This is a genomic window from Streptomyces sp. NPDC055506 (genome assembly GCF_053643595.1).
Window position 1 is genome coordinate 64,630 of sequence record NZ_JBSHKH010000011.1, and the last position, 16,132, is coordinate 80,761.

General features: G+C 67.5%; 19 protein-coding genes. 11 read left to right on the forward strand and 8 right to left on the reverse strand.

Annotated elements, in window-relative coordinates:
* Window positions 1-16 precede the first annotated feature (16 nt).
* The 11 genes from ACWIF2_RS07130 (at window position 17) to ACWIF2_RS07180 (ending at window position 8,170) form a co-directional block, all read left to right on the forward strand.
* Complete coding sequence (locus ACWIF2_RS07130; RefSeq protein WP_454359096.1) at window positions 17-901, forward strand: hypothetical protein; 885 nt, start codon at window positions 17-19, stop codon at window positions 899-901.
* On the forward strand, window positions 898-2,205 hold the full coding sequence (locus ACWIF2_RS07135) for a CpaF family protein (RefSeq protein ID WP_454359097.1): 1,308 nt from the start codon (window positions 898-900) through the stop codon (window positions 2,203-2,205). The genes ACWIF2_RS07130 and ACWIF2_RS07135 overlap by 4 nt, the downstream gene beginning before the upstream one ends.
* A 44-nt stretch (window positions 2,206-2,249) precedes the next feature.
* Window positions 2,250-3,197, forward strand: coding sequence for a type II secretion system F family protein (locus ACWIF2_RS07140; RefSeq protein ID WP_454359124.1), 948 nt, complete (start codon window positions 2,250-2,252; stop codon window positions 3,195-3,197).
* Window positions 3,194-4,117 carry a type II secretion system F family protein gene (locus tag ACWIF2_RS07145; RefSeq protein ID WP_454359098.1) on the forward strand — a complete coding sequence of 308 codons (924 nt, stop codon included), beginning with the start codon at window positions 3,194-3,196 and terminating at the stop codon, window positions 4,115-4,117. The genes ACWIF2_RS07140 and ACWIF2_RS07145 overlap by 4 nt, the downstream gene beginning before the upstream one ends.
* A 70-nt stretch (window positions 4,118-4,187) precedes the next feature.
* The gene (locus tag ACWIF2_RS07150; protein WP_010041603.1) at window positions 4,188-4,439 is read left to right on the forward strand and encodes a hypothetical protein; all 252 of its coding nucleotides are present in this window, start codon (window positions 4,188-4,190) and stop codon (window positions 4,437-4,439) included.
* A gap of 106 nt (window positions 4,440-4,545) precedes the next feature.
* Complete coding sequence (locus ACWIF2_RS07155) at window positions 4,546-4,980, forward strand: TadE family protein (protein WP_454359125.1); 435 nt, start codon at window positions 4,546-4,548, stop codon at window positions 4,978-4,980.
* A complete protein-coding gene (locus ACWIF2_RS07160; RefSeq protein ID WP_454359099.1) occupies window positions 4,980-5,420 on the forward strand; it encodes a TadE/TadG family type IV pilus assembly protein in 441 nt (146 codons plus the stop codon). The genes ACWIF2_RS07155 and ACWIF2_RS07160 overlap by 1 nt, the downstream gene beginning before the upstream one ends.
* Window positions 5,417-5,887, forward strand: a complete 471-nt coding sequence (locus tag ACWIF2_RS07165; protein WP_454359100.1) for a pilus assembly protein TadG-related protein — start codon at window positions 5,417-5,419, stop codon at window positions 5,885-5,887. Before ACWIF2_RS07160 ends, ACWIF2_RS07165 begins: the two co-directional genes overlap by 4 nt.
* A gap of 51 nt (window positions 5,888-5,938) precedes the next feature.
* Window positions 5,939-6,604: a hypothetical protein gene (locus ACWIF2_RS07170; RefSeq protein ID WP_454359101.1), complete on the forward strand. Its 666-nt coding sequence runs from the start codon at window positions 5,939-5,941 to the stop codon at window positions 6,602-6,604.
* A complete protein-coding gene (locus ACWIF2_RS07175; protein WP_454359102.1) occupies window positions 6,601-7,653 on the forward strand; it encodes a hypothetical protein in 1,053 nt (350 codons plus the stop codon). Before ACWIF2_RS07170 ends, ACWIF2_RS07175 begins: the two co-directional genes overlap by 4 nt.
* A 289-nt stretch (window positions 7,654-7,942) precedes the next feature.
* Window positions 7,943-8,170, forward strand: a complete 228-nt coding sequence (locus ACWIF2_RS07180) for a hypothetical protein (protein ID WP_454359103.1) — start codon at window positions 7,943-7,945, stop codon at window positions 8,168-8,170.
* Between the two features lie 65 nt (window positions 8,171-8,235).
* Here the strand turns inward: ACWIF2_RS07180 and ACWIF2_RS07185 are convergent, their stop codons facing one another.
* From ACWIF2_RS07185 to ACWIF2_RS07220, 8 genes are all read right to left on the reverse strand, one after another.
* Entirely contained in the window at window positions 8,236-8,589 is a 354-nt protein-coding gene (locus ACWIF2_RS07185; RefSeq protein ID WP_215119611.1) for a hypothetical protein, read from the reverse strand.
* Between the two features lie 27 nt (window positions 8,590-8,616).
* Window positions 8,617-9,222, reverse strand: coding sequence for a hypothetical protein (locus tag ACWIF2_RS07190; RefSeq protein WP_454359104.1), 606 nt, complete (start codon window positions 9,220-9,222; stop codon window positions 8,617-8,619).
* Window positions 9,223-9,253: 31 nt separating this feature from the next.
* A complete protein-coding gene (locus ACWIF2_RS07195; RefSeq protein ID WP_454359105.1) occupies window positions 9,254-9,649 on the reverse strand; it encodes a hypothetical protein in 396 nt (131 codons plus the stop codon).
* A gap of 26 nt (window positions 9,650-9,675) precedes the next feature.
* Window positions 9,676-11,256, reverse strand: coding sequence for a putative T7SS-secreted protein (locus ACWIF2_RS07200; protein WP_454359106.1), 1,581 nt, complete (start codon window positions 11,254-11,256; stop codon window positions 9,676-9,678).
* An 843-nt stretch (window positions 11,257-12,099) separates the two neighbouring features.
* A complete protein-coding gene (locus tag ACWIF2_RS07205; RefSeq protein WP_454359107.1) occupies window positions 12,100-13,152 on the reverse strand; it encodes a hypothetical protein in 1,053 nt (350 codons plus the stop codon).
* Window positions 13,149-13,799: a hypothetical protein gene (locus tag ACWIF2_RS07210; RefSeq protein WP_454359108.1), complete on the reverse strand. Its 651-nt coding sequence runs from the start codon at window positions 13,797-13,799 to the stop codon at window positions 13,149-13,151. The genes ACWIF2_RS07205 and ACWIF2_RS07210 overlap by 4 nt, the downstream gene beginning before the upstream one ends.
* Window positions 13,800-13,945: 146 nt before the next feature.
* Window positions 13,946-15,046, reverse strand: a complete 1,101-nt coding sequence (locus ACWIF2_RS07215) for a hypothetical protein (RefSeq protein ID WP_454359109.1) — start codon at window positions 15,044-15,046, stop codon at window positions 13,946-13,948.
* Window positions 15,034-15,702 carry a hypothetical protein gene (locus tag ACWIF2_RS07220; protein WP_454359110.1) on the reverse strand — a complete coding sequence of 223 codons (669 nt, stop codon included), beginning with the start codon at window positions 15,700-15,702 and terminating at the stop codon, window positions 15,034-15,036. The genes ACWIF2_RS07215 and ACWIF2_RS07220 overlap by 13 nt, the downstream gene beginning before the upstream one ends.
* Window positions 15,703-16,132 lie beyond the last annotated feature (430 nt).

The following is a 16,132-nucleotide window of genomic DNA, read 5'->3' on the forward strand; positions in this document are numbered from 1 at the left end:
AGGCGGCACCCACCCCATGGCGCTCATCGCTCTCGCCGCCGACAAGGGTTCCCCCGGCGTCACCACCGCGGCCGTCGCTCTCTCGGCGGTCTGGCCGCGGCGTGTCCTGCTCGCCGAGGCGGACCCGGCGGGCGGTGACCTCGTCTACCGCAGTGCCGCCGCACACGGCGGGCCGCTCAACCCCAACACCGGCATGCTGTCCATCGCCGCCACCGCGCGCCGCGGACTCGCGCCGGACCAGCTCTGGGACCACGTCCAGCCGTTGAGCGGCGGCCTCGAGGTGCTCGTCGGCCTCGGTATCGCCGAGCAGGCGGCCGGCCTCGCGGGACTGTGGCCGACCCTCGGGCACGCCTTCGCCTCCCTCGCCGACTCCCCGAACGCCGCCGCCGACGTCATCGCCGACTGCGGACGCGTCAGCGGGGACACCCCCGCCGTCGAACTGTTCCCGCACGCCTCGCTCGTGCTGCTCATCTCGCGCACCGAGCCCGAGGCCATCGCCCGGGTCCGCGACCGCGCCGCCGCCCTCGCCGGCAAGCTGCATGGCGGATCGCGCGGCGCCGCGAGCCTCGGCACCCCGATGATCGGCGTCGTCCTGATCGCCGACACGGGCACGGCGGCCAAGCTCGCCTCGCAGGTCAACGACATGCTCGTGCACGCCCAGACCGGCGCCCGCGTGGTCGGCACCATCGCCGACGACCCGGCCGGCGCCGACCAGCTTGCGGGCCGCAGGCGCGGCCGGCTCGACAAGTCGCTGCTGATCCGCTCGGCCCGCAAGGTCGCGGCCGACATCTACCAGCAGTACGGCGCCGCCTGGGCCGCCTCCGCCCAGGCGAACCAGGCCCACCAGGCCCAGCACCACCACCCGGGCCAGATGCAGGGCCACGCGGGGGCCGGCGCATGACCGCTGTCGACCACCAGTTGGTCAAGCGGTTCCGCCAGGACGCCGGCGACCGTATCGCCGAGCAGCGCCGACAGGACCAGGTCAACAACGTCACTCCGATGTCCACGGAGGACGAGCGGCACTACGCGCGTGCCGTCATAGCCCAGATACTGGAGGAGTACGCCCGCGCCGAGATCAACGCGGGCCGTACGCCGCTGGACGCCGAGACCGAGGAGCAGTACGCGGCCGCCGTGCACGCCGCGCTGTTCGGCGTCGGCCGGCTCCAGCCGCTGCTGGACAACCCCGAAGTCGAGAACATCGACATCAACGGCTTCGACCAGGTCTTCGTCGGATACGCCGACGGCCGCGAGGTGAAGGGCGACCCCGTCGCCGAGACCGACGAGGAGCTCATCGAGCTCATCCAGGTGCTGGGCGCGTACTCGGGTCTGTCCTCCCGCCCCTTCGACTCGGCCAACCCGCAGCTCGACCTCCGGCTCCCCGACGGTTCGCGTCTGTCGGCCGTCATGGACGTCACCCGGCGCCCCGCCCTGTCCATCCGCCGCGCGCGCATGGGCAAGGTGTTCATCTCCGACCTCGTCGGCAACGGCACGGTGACGCCCGAGGTCGCCCACTTCATGGCCTGCGCGGTCCGCGCCCGCAAGAACATCATGATCGCGGGCGCCACGAACGCCGGAAAGACCACGCTCCTGCGGGCCCTCGCCAACGAGATCCCCCCGAACGAGCGCCTCATCACCGTCGAGCGGGCCCTGGAGCTCGGCCTCGACACCTTCGCCGACCTGCACCCCAACGTCGTCGCCTTCGAGGAACGCCTGCCCAACTCCGAGGGCCAGGGCATGATCTCGATGGCGGAGCTGGTGCGCCGTTCGCTGCGTATGAACCCCTCACGCGTCATCGTCGGTGAGGTCCTCGGCGACGAGATCGTCACGATGCTCAACGCCATGTCGCAGGGCAACGACGGCTCGCTGTCCACGATCCACGCCAACAGCTCCCACGAGGTTTTCAACCGTATCTCCACCTACGCGTTGCAGGCCTCCGAGCGGCTGCCCATCGAGGCCAGCCAGATGCTGATCGCGGGCGCGGTGAACTTCGTCGTCTTCATCCAGCGGCGCAACAACTACGGCAACGGCGGCCGCCTCCAGCGCATGGTCACCTCCGTCCGCGAGGTCAACGGCGTCGACGGACGCGTCCTGTCCAGCGAGGTGTTCGCGGAGGCTCCCGACGGCCGGGTCGTGCCGCACGCCCCCATCGCCTGCCTGGAGGAACTGATGGCACACGGCTACCGGCCGACCGGGACCTGGGGGTGACGGGGATGAACACGACTCTCGCCGCACTCGGCTCGCTCGGCTCCATGGGCGGCCTGTTCTCCACCACCGTCCTGTACTCGATCGGCAGCGGCGTCGCCGTCGGCGGCGGCATCGCGCTCCTGCTCCTCGCCGTACGCGGCCTGCCCGCCAAGCCCGACCACGAGAAGCAGAAGGCCGCCGAGCGGGCGAGCGAACTCATCCGCTTCGCCGGACAGCGCGGTTCGCTCGCGGCAATCGTCGGCCTCGTCGTCCTGCTCCTCACCCGCTGGGCCGTCGCGGGCATCGCAGCCGGTGTCCTCGTCTTCTTCTGGGACCGCCTGTTCGGCGGCGCCGGAGAGGAACGGGCCGCCATGCGCCGCGTGGAGGCCCTCGCATCCTGGACGGAGTCCCTGCGCGACACCATCGCCGGCGCGGTGGGCCTCGAACAGGCCATCCCGGCCTCCGCCCGCGCCGCCGCCCCGGTCCTGCGCCCCCACCTCGACGCCCTCGTCGACCGCCTGCGCGCCCGCACCCCGCTGCCCGAGGCGCTCCAGCAACTCGCCGACGAGATCGACGACGCCTCCGCCGACATCATCGTCGCGGCCCTGATCCTCAACGCCCGCCTGCGCGGCCCCGGTCTGCGCCAGGTGCTCGGCGCCCTCGCCAAGTCGGCCCGTGAGGAGGTCGACATGCGGCAGCGCGTGATGGCGCAGCGGTCGTCCACGCGGCGGTCGGTGCAGATCGTCGTAGCGGTCTCGATCTCCTTCGTCCTCGGCCTGTCGATCTTCAACCGTGAATTCGTGGAGCCGTACGGCACGCCCGCCGGCCAGCTCGTCCTGGCCTGCGTCTGCGGCCTGTTCGCGCTCGGCTTCTGGTGGCTGCGCAAGCTGTCCACCATCGAGACGCCCGAGCGCTTCCTGGTGCGGGACGAGGCAGCCGTCCAGTTCGTCCGTCCCAGGACGCCGTCGCAGCAGTCCCAGCAACTGCCGCAGGAAGAGGGGGCACGCCGATGAACCTCACGATGCCGCTCGTCGTCGGCGCCGTCATCGGCCTGGGCATCTACGCCCTGGTCCGCGCCCTCATGCCCAGCAAGCGGAGCGCGATCTCGCAGGTCGCGCGGATCGACGCGCTGCGGGCGCGCGGCTCGGCCTACGAATCGGCGCGCCGCGAACGGGAGAAGGGCCGCCTCGGCGCACTGCGGGCCGAAGTCGGCCTGCGGGTCTCCGAGTTCTATCTCCAGCAGGGCTGGGAGCAGCGCTCGCTGCGCGCGGACCTGGCGGTGCTGGAGCGCAGCTGGGAGAAGTTCCTGGCGACGAAGGTGCTGCTGGGTGTGGCGGGCCTGTTCTTCGGGCCGTTCCTGTTCGCCATCGTCTGGACCCTCGGCGTCGGCAAGAGCCCGATCATCCCGGTGTGGCTGGCGCTGCTGTTCGCGGTGGTCTTCTTCTTCCTGCCCGACCTCGAGGTACGGCGGGACGCCGCCGACAAGCGGCGCGACCTGCGGCGCGTGATCGGCGCGTACCTCGACCTGGTGTCGATGAGCCTGGCCGGCGGACGCGGTCTGCCGGAGGCCCTGATGGCGGCGGCGGAGGTGTCGGACGGCTGGGCCAACCAGCGCATCCGCAACGCCCTGTCCGACGCCCGTATCACCGGCCTCAGCCAGTGGCAGGCGCTCGGCCAGCTCGGCGAAGAGATCGGCGTCGAGGAACTCAAGGACCTCTCCGCCTCCCTGGCCCTGGTCGCGGACGACGGAGCGAAGGTCCGCGAGTCCCTTGCCTCCCGCGCCGAGACCATGCGGCACCGCGAACTCTCCGAGATCGAGGGCAGCGCGGGTGAGAAGTCCCAGTCGATGCTCGTGGCGCAGCTGCTGCTGTGCGCCGGGTTCCTGGTGTTCCTGATCTTTCCGGCGGCCATGCGGGTGTTCCAGGTGCAGTGAACCGCCCGCAGTTCGCCGACCTTCACAACTCCAGAACTTCCCGGAACCGATTTCGAAAGGACAAGACGTCATGAACGGACGCAACTTCCACACCGGCATCCCCGCCGTGGACTTCCTGGTCACCTTCCTCCAGGCCCGCACCGAGCGGGCCCGCTCCGGCGAGCTGGACCGCGGTGCCTCCGCGGTCGAGTGGGTCATCATCTCCGCGGTCGTCGTGGCGATCGTCGGAGTCGTGGCCGCCATCATCAACGCCGCGCTGAGCGAGGGCGCCAACAAGGTCGGCGACTGCATCAAGGGCGCGGACGCGGGCAAGACCTGCTGATCGCCGTTCGCTTGATCGCCGATCGCCTGATCGTCGTAGAGACAGTCGCAGGGACAGACGTAAGGACAACGGGGTCACGGGGATGCTGACGGATGTGAGCAGACGAATGCGCCGCAGGGTGCGGGCCGCGCGGAGAGCGGCGGCCGCCCGCGGCGACTCCGGCATGACCGCGATCGAGTTCGTGCTGCTCACCCCTGTCCTCTTCTTCATGATCTTCGCGACGGTGCAGTTCGCCCTGTACTTCTTCGCGGACCACGTGGCCCAGGCCGCGGCCCAGGCGGGAGCGCGCAAGGCGCGTGCCACGGCCGACGAACGCCCGGGCGCCTGGCGGGGCGAGGCACAGGACGTGGTGGACGCCTACATCCGCCAGCTGGGCCCGCAACTGGTGCTGGGGCCGGACGTGAAGATGCTCCAGCCGGACCAGAACACGGTGGGCGTGGAGATCGCGGCGCGGGTGCCGACGGTGTTCCCCGGGCTGGACCTGACGGTGCACGCGCGGTCGGCGGGCCCGGTGGAACGGTTCGTACAGGAGGAGAACTGATGACACTCTCCCCTCCTGCCTTCTTCCGGAGGAACGGCCGGTCCATGGACGACGACCGGGGCCTGTCCACGGTCGAGGTCGTGATCCTCGCCCCGGTAATGATCCTGTTCATCCTCGTCCTGGTGGCCTTCGGCCAGCTCGTGGACGGCCGCGGGGCGCTCGACGGAGCGGCCCGTGACGCGGCCCGCGCGGGCTCGATCCAGAAGAACCACGCCACCGCCATGGCCGAGGCGAAGAAGGCCGCGGAGGCGAACCTGACGGACGTCTGCGCGGGCCCCGTGTCGGTCGTTCAGACGAGCGATGGCTTCGAGCCCGACACCATCTTCACGGTCGAGGTGAGCTGCGAGGTGCGAGGCCTCGCCATGCTCGGCCTCGACGTCCCGACCACGCTGACGGCGAGCTTCAGCTCTCCGCTGGACCCGTTCCGGAGGTCGGCGTGAGCCACCACCGCCCGTCCCCGCGCTCCTGGTGGGCGTCCCGCCGCGCGCGTCTGGACGACCGCGGCTCGGGCGCCGGCGCGGTCATCATCTTCACGCTGGTCTTCCTCTCCCTCTCCGCGTTCGTCATCGACGGCGGCCTGTCCATCTCCAAGCGGGAACGGGCGGCCGACATCGCGGAACAGGCGGCCCGTTTCGCCGCCCAGGACATCGATCGCGATGCCCTCTACGAGAACGAGGGCGGCCCCGCCCCGATCAACTTCGAGAACTGCAACGCCCGTGTGAAGGCCTTCGCCCGCGAGATGGACATGACGGGCGCGGACATCGCGGCGACCCACTGCGTGGCGGCGACCGCCGAGCAGGTGGAGGTCGACGTCCAGCTCACCTACTCCCCGGTCTTCACGGGGATGTTCTACGGCGGAGACGTGGTCGTCCACGGGCAGGCAGTGGCAGAGAACGAGGTCCAGTGAGGCTCGCCCGGCCTCACTGAGCACCGATCCCCCCACCGGAGGTACACCCCCATGCGCACACGCACGACCACGGCGGCCGCTACCGCCCTGACCGCGGCGGTGGCGCTGCTGCTGACGGGCTGCGGTGGCTCGGACACGGCGGACAAGAAGGACAGCGGCGACGAGATCGCGGGCGCGGACACGGCGCCGGGCTCGTCGAACCCGTCGGCATCGGCCCCGGCCGACGACATCGACCGACCGGAGATCAAGCTGCCGGCGGATGTGAAGAACGTCTTCGAGGAGACGCAGACCGGCGACGCGAAGAAGGACGCGATCCTGGCCGACAACGAGCGGCGTATCAACTCCATCGACGAGGCGATCACCGTCGACGCCAAGAAGTACCCCGCCCTGAAGTTCTACTCCAAGGACGACGCGCTGACGTCGGCGGCCTCCTACATCATGTCCTTCCGCAACGAAAACCGGAGCTTCACCGGCGAGACCCGCTACTACGACCGCGAGGTCACGTTCCACAAGGACGGCGCTGCCTCCGTCACGTACTGCATGGACGCGACACGGACGTATCCGAAGGACGGGACCACCGACAAGGTCGACAGGTCGGTCAAGGCGTCTCCCAGCGATTACGTCTTCTACAACACCCGTCTGGAGAGGAACACAAAGGGCGTGTGGCAGACCGCTACCGTCTCGTCCACGGAGGCTGCCAAGAGGTGCATGTCATGAGTCGTACGACTGTGCTGCGCGCCGTCGCGGCGTCGACTCTGGCCGTCGCCGTGGCTGCCGTGCCGTCCCCTGCCATAGCCGGTGGCGGAAAGGGCGGCGGCAAGAAGCGCAGCTACGAAGGCAGCGCCAAGGGCTCGTCGAAGGACCGTGTCATCACGGCCCAGACCAAGGTCACGGTCACCACCGACGGCGGTACCCGGTCCTCCTCCGCGGGAACCCTGACCCCCTCGAACAGCAACTGGACACCACCGGCCTGCTGGTACGAGCCCTCGTTCTCGCCCAAGGAGATCGAGACCGCGGCGAACGCGTGGCGGAGTATCGACGGGTTCTTGCTGCCCGGGGTCGGAGACTTCGTCGGCGACATCATCGACCACCGCTACAAGAACGGCCACCCCTACGAAAACTACAACCTCGACAAGCAGGGCGAGGGAATGTTCTGGGCGGCGGTGAAGAACCCGAAGCGCAAGGACGATCCCGAAGCCAACTCCTGCGACAAGCAACCCTTCTGGGTCGACGAGGGCGAACCCCCGAACGAGCCCCTGGCCGTCTCCCCTCAGGTTCTCGCCGAGTACGCCTACGACGAGCTCCCCGTCCCCGGCACCGAGATCAAGATGGCCCCGACGGGCAAGTCGACCGTGAACCTGCCCACCTGGATCTGGCTGGACAAGGCCAAGTTCAAGAAGCTCTCCGTGACGGCGAGCCTCCCCGGCACGGGCCTGTCGGCGACCACCACCGCCGAACCCCTCTCCCTGCACATCGATCCGGGGACGGCAGACGCCGAGGCCTACCCCGCCTCCGGCGAATGCGCGATCAACGAAGACGGCAGCATCGGAGAACCGTATGCCAAGGGCAAGGCCGGCAGGACACCGCCCTGCGGCGTGAGCTACCTGCGCTCCACGGGCGACGGCGAGTCCTACCCTCTGAGCGCCACGGTCACCTGGAAGATCAGCTGGACGAGCACGAACGGCGACGGCGGCCGTCTTCCCGACGGCACATTCGGTACGACACAGGACGTGACGGTGCAGGAGATCCAGTCGGTGAACCGCTGATCCGGAACATTCGACGGATCTGCACACCGTTCACCGCTGGGTCCTAGGCATCCCGGGCAGGACCCGCGCTCGACTCATTCCCATCACCGCGCAATACATTCCTGTATCGCGAAGTGGCGGAAGATGTGAAGAGAGCGCGGTGCCCGGTGACCGAACAGTCACACCCATGAATTCGTCCGCCGAAATCCACCGCACCCCATAACCACTGACTGGCCGCCCGTTCTCCCGGCGTGCTTTGATCGGTCACGCTCGAGCACTTCGAATTATTGAACGAAGGGAACCACCCCTCATGGCCTTCACCCCGCAGATCGAGACCGCCCAGATGTCCGACGCCGAGCTGGACACCATCGCCGGCGGCCAGGCGGGTGCCGCCGCGGGTGCCGGTGCCGCAGCCGGTCTCTACGTCGAGACCTCGGCCGCCGGCCTCAACGCCGGCCTCGGCGGCGGCGCGGGCCTCTCCGTCTCGCCCCAGGGCATCGCGGCGGACCTGCACCTCAACGCCGCGGTCGCTTCCTGACGCAGGCGCGCGAAAGGCCCCGGATCTCCGGATCCGGGGCCTTTTCATGCCTGTCGGACAGCGGTCTACTTCCCCCCGCTGTCCCCCTTACCGCCTTTACCGCCCCGCTTGTCCTCGGTCTTCATCGCGTCGTTCGCCTTCTTGGCGAGCTCGTCATCAAGCTTCTTGAACTCGCGCACCACGGCATCGGACATACTCGCCAACGCATCGAGCTGCTGCGTGATGTCCTCGCGTCCGTCTTCCCAGTTGGACTCGAAATCCCCGAGCGCGTCATTGACACTGCCGTCGCCGATGTCGTCCTTGTAGGACTCGAAGAGCTTCTTGGTGTGATTCAGACGGGTCTTGAGGGAACGAAGCCGACGCCCATAGCCCTCCAGCTCCGTCAGCGGGAGCGCGAGGTCGCTCTTGCCCTTGCCCATGTGGATTCCCCCAGCAGGTCGGACGGATCAGACGAAACGGAACGTGCTCGTCACAGCGTCGAAGATGTCATGGAAGGCCTCGGCCAGATCCAGCACGGGGCTGGCGCCGGAGATGAGTACGACCTGGTCGGCCGTTCCCGGGACGGGTACGTACGTCTGGGTCAGCACCATACGCAGCGTACGGCTGTCCCCCTCGGCGACGGGCACGTCCTCGACACCGTACGTACGGGCGGCCGGACCCACTTCAGGAATCTCGATGGTCGTGACCGTACGCCAGGCGTCACCTTCGCGGTGAGGCGTGATGGTACGCAGACTCTCGGCGATGGCACGCGGGTCCGTGGACAGGGCCACACCCTGTTTGTTCCTCGCGCCGAGGACCGAGACCGTGACGGTCGCGGACAGCGGGATGCCGTCGAAGTTCTCCGCCATGCAGCCCAGGTAGAGGGCACCGGAGTCGTGGGCGTCCTTGGCCATTTTGCGGAGCATGGAGCTCACGTCGGCGCGATACGCAGCCAGTTCCGGCATTTCCCGGACTCGCTCATCGACAAGAGCCCTGATCGTGGCCTCTCGGCCTTCGGGACGGACGTCGAACTCCCACCAGGATTCCGGAACCGCCAGGGAGAAACTGGACATCTGTGCAACCTATCTTTTCCGGTCCGTGACCCTATCCCATGCCGATTCCGAGGTCCTGTGTCGCAATTTCCATCAGCCTGGTTTCGGGTACTGGCGGTGCCTCGTAGCTCAGGGCCCTTATGTGCTCGACGAACTCATCAGGCAACGACAGATGGTACTTGTTCACGTAATGGGGGAGATCCTCGCGCCAGATCCAAGTGCCGTCGGTGAAGAGCGACCCGATTCCCGTCAGGTCGGGTGCTTCGGGGTCCAGGACATCCGGTCCCGCACTCATCTCACTCCAGATCGCGGTGCCCTTTCTGAGGTACTCGAGGATGCCCTTCTCGTCCGGCTCACCTGAGGTCCTGACGGCATCCTTGATCGAGCCGGTCTCGGCCAGACCCCAGCCGGGAGAGAGTTCGGTAAAGAATCCTACGGGGCGAATCATCGAAACTCCTTGTAGTTCCGCGGTCTTCAGGCCATGGGGAGGAAAGTGAGCCACACTCCGCCGTCCCTGATGTGCGGTGTGAAGGGGCCCTCGCCGAAGCTGGGCACACCCACTGCGTTGGTAGGAGCTTTGACTGGAACTCCCAGAGAGTTCGCCATCTCTTGGATAGCCTGCGGCTGGGCAGCCCCAGAATGGCAGGTGAGCATCCTGACGGGTTCGCCATTGTAGCCGGGTATTCGGTTGATTGTATCAAGGACATGGTTCGGGTGAACGGTGTGACCACCTGCCCTCAGGCCTGCTCGGTTGGCCTCCCCTGCAAGCATGCGCCCGTCCCTCGTTCCATGGATGATGACGTCCTGATATCCGGGAAGTCGTTCCGCGACATCGAAGTTTCTGAGGGTGGCGGGATCGTACCCAATGGCAGTCGCCCCATCCCTGTGGTAAATGGGGATATCTGAAGGCAGAGCGTCGTCGGTCGCCCTGGTGGGTGGACTCACGCGAGGGGAGTCGGCCTTCCACCAACGACTCTTTCCCATCATGCTGAAAGTCAGGAATCGGACGTCCTTCAGTGCGCGAACGCTGTTGCCGAGATTCTTCAGCCCGCCGCCGATGCCACCCATGAAACCGGCACCGAGCGCTTTCAGTCCCCCGGCCTTCCACAGAGTGCCCAGCTTGGCGAGGCTGGTGAAGCCTTTCGTGGCAGGTATGCAGTCCAGAGCCGCCCAGAGCAGGTCACCCCACCCGGCTTGCCCCTTGATGACTTTTCTTATTGTGTCGGCGAGCACCACGAGGGCAGCCGCGAAGACGAGCCATCCGAGCGGGCCGCCGATGATCATCACAATGATGCCGACGACGATCACGACCCACTTGCAGATGGTGACGATCTCGTCCCAGTTGTCGGTGACCCAGTCGCCGATCTCCTCCCACCAGTGGCGGTTGGGGATCCCGGCGTCGGAGGCCTCCTGCAGTTTCGTGACTGTGCGCCGGGCCGCGTCCTCCCGCATCCGCTGCGCCTGACCGGCGAGCTTCTTGGCCGCGTCGAGGGCGCTTTGGGCGGTTTGGACGTTCTGCTCGGCCGCCGTCTGGCGGGCCTTGGCGTGCTGCGCGTTGCGGGTGGCGCGGCGGACCTCGTCCTCGTCCGGCTTGGGGACGTCCTTGCCGCCGTTCTTCGACGGGTCGTAGGAGTCGGTCTTCTCGGTAGCCGTCCGTACCCAGTCGTTGGCGCCGGACAGCGCCGTCTGGGCGGTGGTGAGCTCGGCGCGCGCCTTCCGCCCGTCGCGCAATGCTTTGTCGGCCTTGTCCTGAGCGGTCTCGAGGTCCGGCCAGAAGGAGGCGAGGGCATCGCCGGCCAGGTCGTACGACTTCTTCAGCTTCCGCAGCTTCTTGGGTGCGTCCGCGAACTCTTCCGCGAACACGTCCGCCGTCTTCCCTGCCCAGGAGAGGATCTCGTCCTCCTTGGCGATGCCCTTGAGATCGCGCAGAGCGTCGCCGACATCGTCGGCGAAGTCGTGCAGGGTTCCGGCGAGTTTCCGGATGCGTTGGGGGTCACCTGGCGTCGGGTCCTGGTCCAGGTCGAGTATGTGCCAATCGGTCGGCCTGTGTGACACGCGTGTTCCCCCATAACACCTGCAACGTCTGCATCAGAACGTGTGTCGAACCTATCGCACGTCAAGTCGATGCCCGCGTGGGACTTCGCTGCCACCCTTGGGGGTCCCAGACGGGCGCGCGAGAGGCCCTTCGAGGCAGCCGTTGAGGCCGCTGCCTGCTGGGGTGATGTGCGGGTGATGGCGCCGGGGTTCAGCACAACCCCACCGTGCAGATCCAGGCCGATGCTGACGACTTCGACGTCGTCGTCGTCCTCAGGGACCAGCAGACGGTCAACGCCGTTGACATCTCGTGGTCCTCGACCTGACCATCGCCATCACAGGAGGCCCCACTGGACCCCGAGGACGGCCTGCTCCTGGGGGGCGAGGTACATGGCAATGGCGGGTCGGATCCTTCCCGTTCCGGAAGTCGTGTCGGCACGCGAGATCTTTGGACGGCTCGGCGGGGTCGTGGAAGTCGGGGCCGTGTCGGCGACCCGTACCTGGAGCGTTGGCGCGGCCCCCGTCGGTTAGTTGGTGCACCGTCGGCGTGGTGAGGTCGATCGGCTGCTCGAGCTGGTCCGGGGCATCGGCGGCTTCTCTTCATCCACGATGGCTATCGCCGACGAACTTGGCTACCTGCGCGAGCATGAGGTGACGGCACCTTCCTTGCTGCGGATGTCGTTCGCCGCGTGTGCCACATGGCCGCCGACCTGCAGCTGACGTACTTCCTGCAGGCTCTGGTCACAGCCGCCGTCGCGGCTGAGACGGAAGCACGGCACGGAGCGGACGACATTGCCGAGGTTATGGCGATCGCGGCAGCCCTCGCGGACGCGACAGGCAGAAGCGCTCCGGCTCAGGCTTCCGTCAGCGGTTGATCGACTGGATCTCCTGGACGTTCATGTCCTGGGTGGTTTCGAAGGTGCCGTCGGGGAGGTCGCCGCGGGAGCCGTCGGAGCCTTCCCAGCTGATCTGCCAGGTGATGCTGGCGGAGAGTTGGTAGGGGGTTCCGTTCGTGGCGTGGAGGTAGCGGACGCCGCAGGGTGGGGTCGTCTCTGCCTTGCCCTTGGTGTAGGGGGTGCCGATGGAGCCGTCGTCGTTGATCCGGCAGTCGCCAGTGGCGGGGTAGACCTCGGCGTCCTCGGTGCCTGGATCGAGGTGGAGGGCGACGGGCTTGGCGGTCGTCTCCGCCCAGAGGCCCGTTCCGGGGAGCTCAGCGCGGACCTTGACGTCCTGGAAGGTGCCCTTGTCCAGCCACGCCCAGGTGGGGAGGTTCACCGTCGACTTGGCCGCCGGCTTCAGCTCCACCTCGGTCTCGGGGACCTTGACCTTGTCGTAGGCGTAGTCGGCGAGTGTCTCGGGCGTGGGGGCGTTCGGTACGGCGGGGATCTCGCCGGCGTCCTGCCAGAACATGAGGCGGCTGCACAGCGACGTGTCATCGATCTCGGTCACGTCCGGAGCCACCCCGCGCCAGAAGTAGCCGTCCTTGCCCAGGTTGTAGTTCTTGTACCCCTTCACGGTGCCCGGCTTCGTGAAGATGGTGACGGCGTCCTTCTCGTCCCTGAAGTGGTCGGTCCAGAGCTCCGAGCCGTACCAGCCGTCGCGCAGACCGGCGTCACCGCTGCCGTCGTTCTCCGAGAAGTTCTTCAACTGCTCGGGGGTGAAGACGGGCTCGTACCAGCACGGCGGTGGCTTCCAGTTCGTGTCCGTCGAGGCGACGGTGCCCTGCTTTCCGCCGGTGGGGCCGCTTACTTGGCTGACCTTGATCCGGGACTGCGAGGCGGAAGCGGAGATCTCGTTGTTCTTGGCTCCACCTCCGTAACTGCCCTCGCCGCCGAGGGCGACGGCAGGCACGGGTGCGAGGAGAGCGGCGGTGAGCGAGACGACCGTGAGGGGCCGGGAGGCGTGTGCGGACCTCACTTGGCGCAGCCACCCCTCTCCGAGTGCGCGGACACGGCCTGCCACACACCCTGGGCGTTCTTGCCCATGGAGATGACGTAGAGGACCTCGGGGTCAGTGCCCGCCGGGTTCCCCTTGACCTCGCCGGTCTCGCGGTTCTTCGTGGAGGCCTTGCTCTCGTCGGTGCAGTAGGAGAGGGACGCCGCCGCCTTGTCCTTGGCGAGGGTGACCTTGGGGTCGAACACGGGCAACTTGCCGATGACGGTGAGGTTCTTGTCCGTGTAGGTCCTGATCCACTGCCGGCTCTGCAGGAAGCCGTTCTTCGTGTCGTAGAAGGCGCGGTCCTCGCTGTCGGGATCGTTCTCGATGATCGCCTCGTACCCCGCCCGGAGCTGTTCCTTGCCGTCGTTGAGTACCGCCTGCTCCACAGGGTCGCTGCTCGTCCAGTTCTCGAACGTCAGCTGGAAGCTGCTGGGGAGCTTGATCTCCGGGCGCTTGACGCCGGGTGCCGCGGAGGATGCGGAGGCCGAAGGGCTGCTGCTCGAGCCATTGCCCGCCCCCTTGATGTCGTCCGACGGCGAGTCGTCGCCTCCTCCACAGGCGGTCAGAAGCAGCGCCGCCGCCGTGGTGAACGCTGCGGCAGCGGTGGTCAGTGCGCGGCGGGCCACTGTTGATCTCCCCCGTGGTTTCGGTGTACGCGACAGGAAACGAAGCTATCAGGGGAGGGGAATTGGCCCTTGAGAGACAGGGGCGGATTGTGTGGGGAAGGTGAGGAGTGTGACGTGGCGGTTGCGAACGACCTGGAGTCCGGTGGTCAGCGGTTGACCGACTGGATCTCCTGGACGTTCATGTCCTGGGTGGTCTCGAAGGTGCCGTCGGGGAGGTCGCCGGCGGAGCCGTCGGAACCCTGCCAGGTGATCTGCCAGGTGACGCTGGCGGAGAGTTCGTACGGCGTGTCGTCGGAGGCGCGGAGGTAGCGGATGCCGCACGGCGGGGTCTTCTCGGCGTCGCCCTCGGTGTACGGGGTGCCGATGCTGCCGTCGTCGTTGATCTCGCAGTCGCCGGAGGCCGGGAAGGTTTCGGCGTCGTCCGTGCCCGGCTCAAGGTGCAGGGCGACCGGCTTGGCGGTCGTCTCCGCCCACAGGCCCGTGTTCGGGAGTTCGGCGCGGACCTTGACGTCCTTGAAGGTGCCCTTGTCCAGCCACACCCAAGTGGGCAGGTTGACCGTGGACTTCGCCTCCGGCTTCAGGTCGACCTTCGTCTCGGGGACCTTGACCTTGTTGTAGGCGTACTCCGCGAGCGTCTTCGGGGTGGGCGCGTTCGGGTCGTCCGGCATCTCGCCGGCGTCGACCCAGAACATGATCCGGCCGCAGTCCCAGGAGTCGGAGGCGTTGGGGTCCGGCGCGACACCGCGCCAGAAGTAACCGTCCTTGCCGAGGTTGTAGTCCTTGTACCCGTCGGCCGTGCTGTTCTTCGACGCGTGCAGGTCGAAATTCTCCGCGGGCTTTCCGTCGCGGTAGTGGTCGGTCCAGAGTCCCTTGCCCCACCAGGACTCGTGGATACCGACGTCACCACCGCTGTCCGTGTCCACGAACTTCTTCAACTGCGCCGGAGAGAAGGCGGGCTCGTACCAGCAGGCAGGCGGTTCCCAGTTGGGGTCGACCGTGCCGAGATTGCCCTCTTTGCCGTCGCCACCCCCGCCGCTGGGATACGAGAGCTTGATGTTGGAGACAGAGGCCGACAGTCCGCCTTTTCCGTCGGAGCCGCCTTTTCCGTCGGAGCCGCCTTGCGGCGGGGGTGTGGCCTGGCCGGGGACCGGCTTGTCGGCGTGGGCCGGGCCGGCGGTGCAGACGAGGGATCCAGCGGCGAGGGCCACCAACAGAGTCGTTCGCCTGGGCACGGTCAGCCTCGGCATTCCTCCGCCTTCCCCTCGACGGTCACCTGCTGGGCGCGCCACACCGGACTGCCCTGGACGGACGCCATGAGGATGCTGAACTTCTGGTAGCTGTCCAGGCTTTCCTTCGTACGGTGGATCTTCTCGGACTTGACTTCCTTGCCGTAGACCTTGGACTGGTCCTCACAGAAGGAGACGTTGACCGTCTTGACCTTCTCCGACTCGTCGACCGGGTCGACTTCGGCCTGGTAGTACCGGTCCTTGCCCGTGAGGGTCCAGCCGCCGTCCACGTACTCCTTGATCTGCGAGTTCGCGTACTGGGCGGCCTGGCCCGACGAGTAGAACTGGAAGGCGGGATCCTCCGGATCCTGCTTCGTGATGCCGTGGTTCAGCGCACGGATGTAGTTCGCGGCGTCGTCGAGGGCCGCCGCGTCGCCCTGGTCCGACGGCTTCTCGAAGTCGAAGACCAGATCAAGGTCGTTCGGGAGGCTCACGTCGGGCCGGTCGACATCGGTGGACCCCGAACCGGAGGAAGCCGAGGCGGAAGGACTCCCGGATCCCTTGTCCGCTCCCTTGATGCCGTCCGACGAGTCGCCACCTCCGCCGCATGCGGTGAGCAGGAGGGCCGCTGTCGCGGCGAGCGTGGCGGCTGTCGTGTTCAGAGCGCGGCGGGCCACTGGCGTTCTCCCCCGAGATTCGATCGTCTTCCTGCGTGTGCGGTAGGGAACGAAGCTATCAGGGGTGGGTAATGGGCCCTTGAGAGACAGTGGTGGATTGTGTGGGGAAGGTGAGGAGTGTGACGTGGCGGTTGCGAACGCCGGGTGCTGTACAGGCGAAGCCTCGGTGGGCCGGACGCGGACGCCGACGCGCTCTTCGTCGCTCCGCCCGCCCCATTGTGAGGGGTGCGTGACGGTTGTGCGGGGCACCTGCGACGGAGTCTGTTTCGATGCCCGGCAGTACGGCCGAGCGCATGTGGTCAGCCGGGCAAACCGGACGTCAACGCGCCTCCTCCCCTCCACCCTTCGACGACCCCAAAAAGAGTCCATAAGATCTCTGTAGGCTCAGCACACCCCTTACTTCACAGCTCTGCCTCACGGCACTCCACAC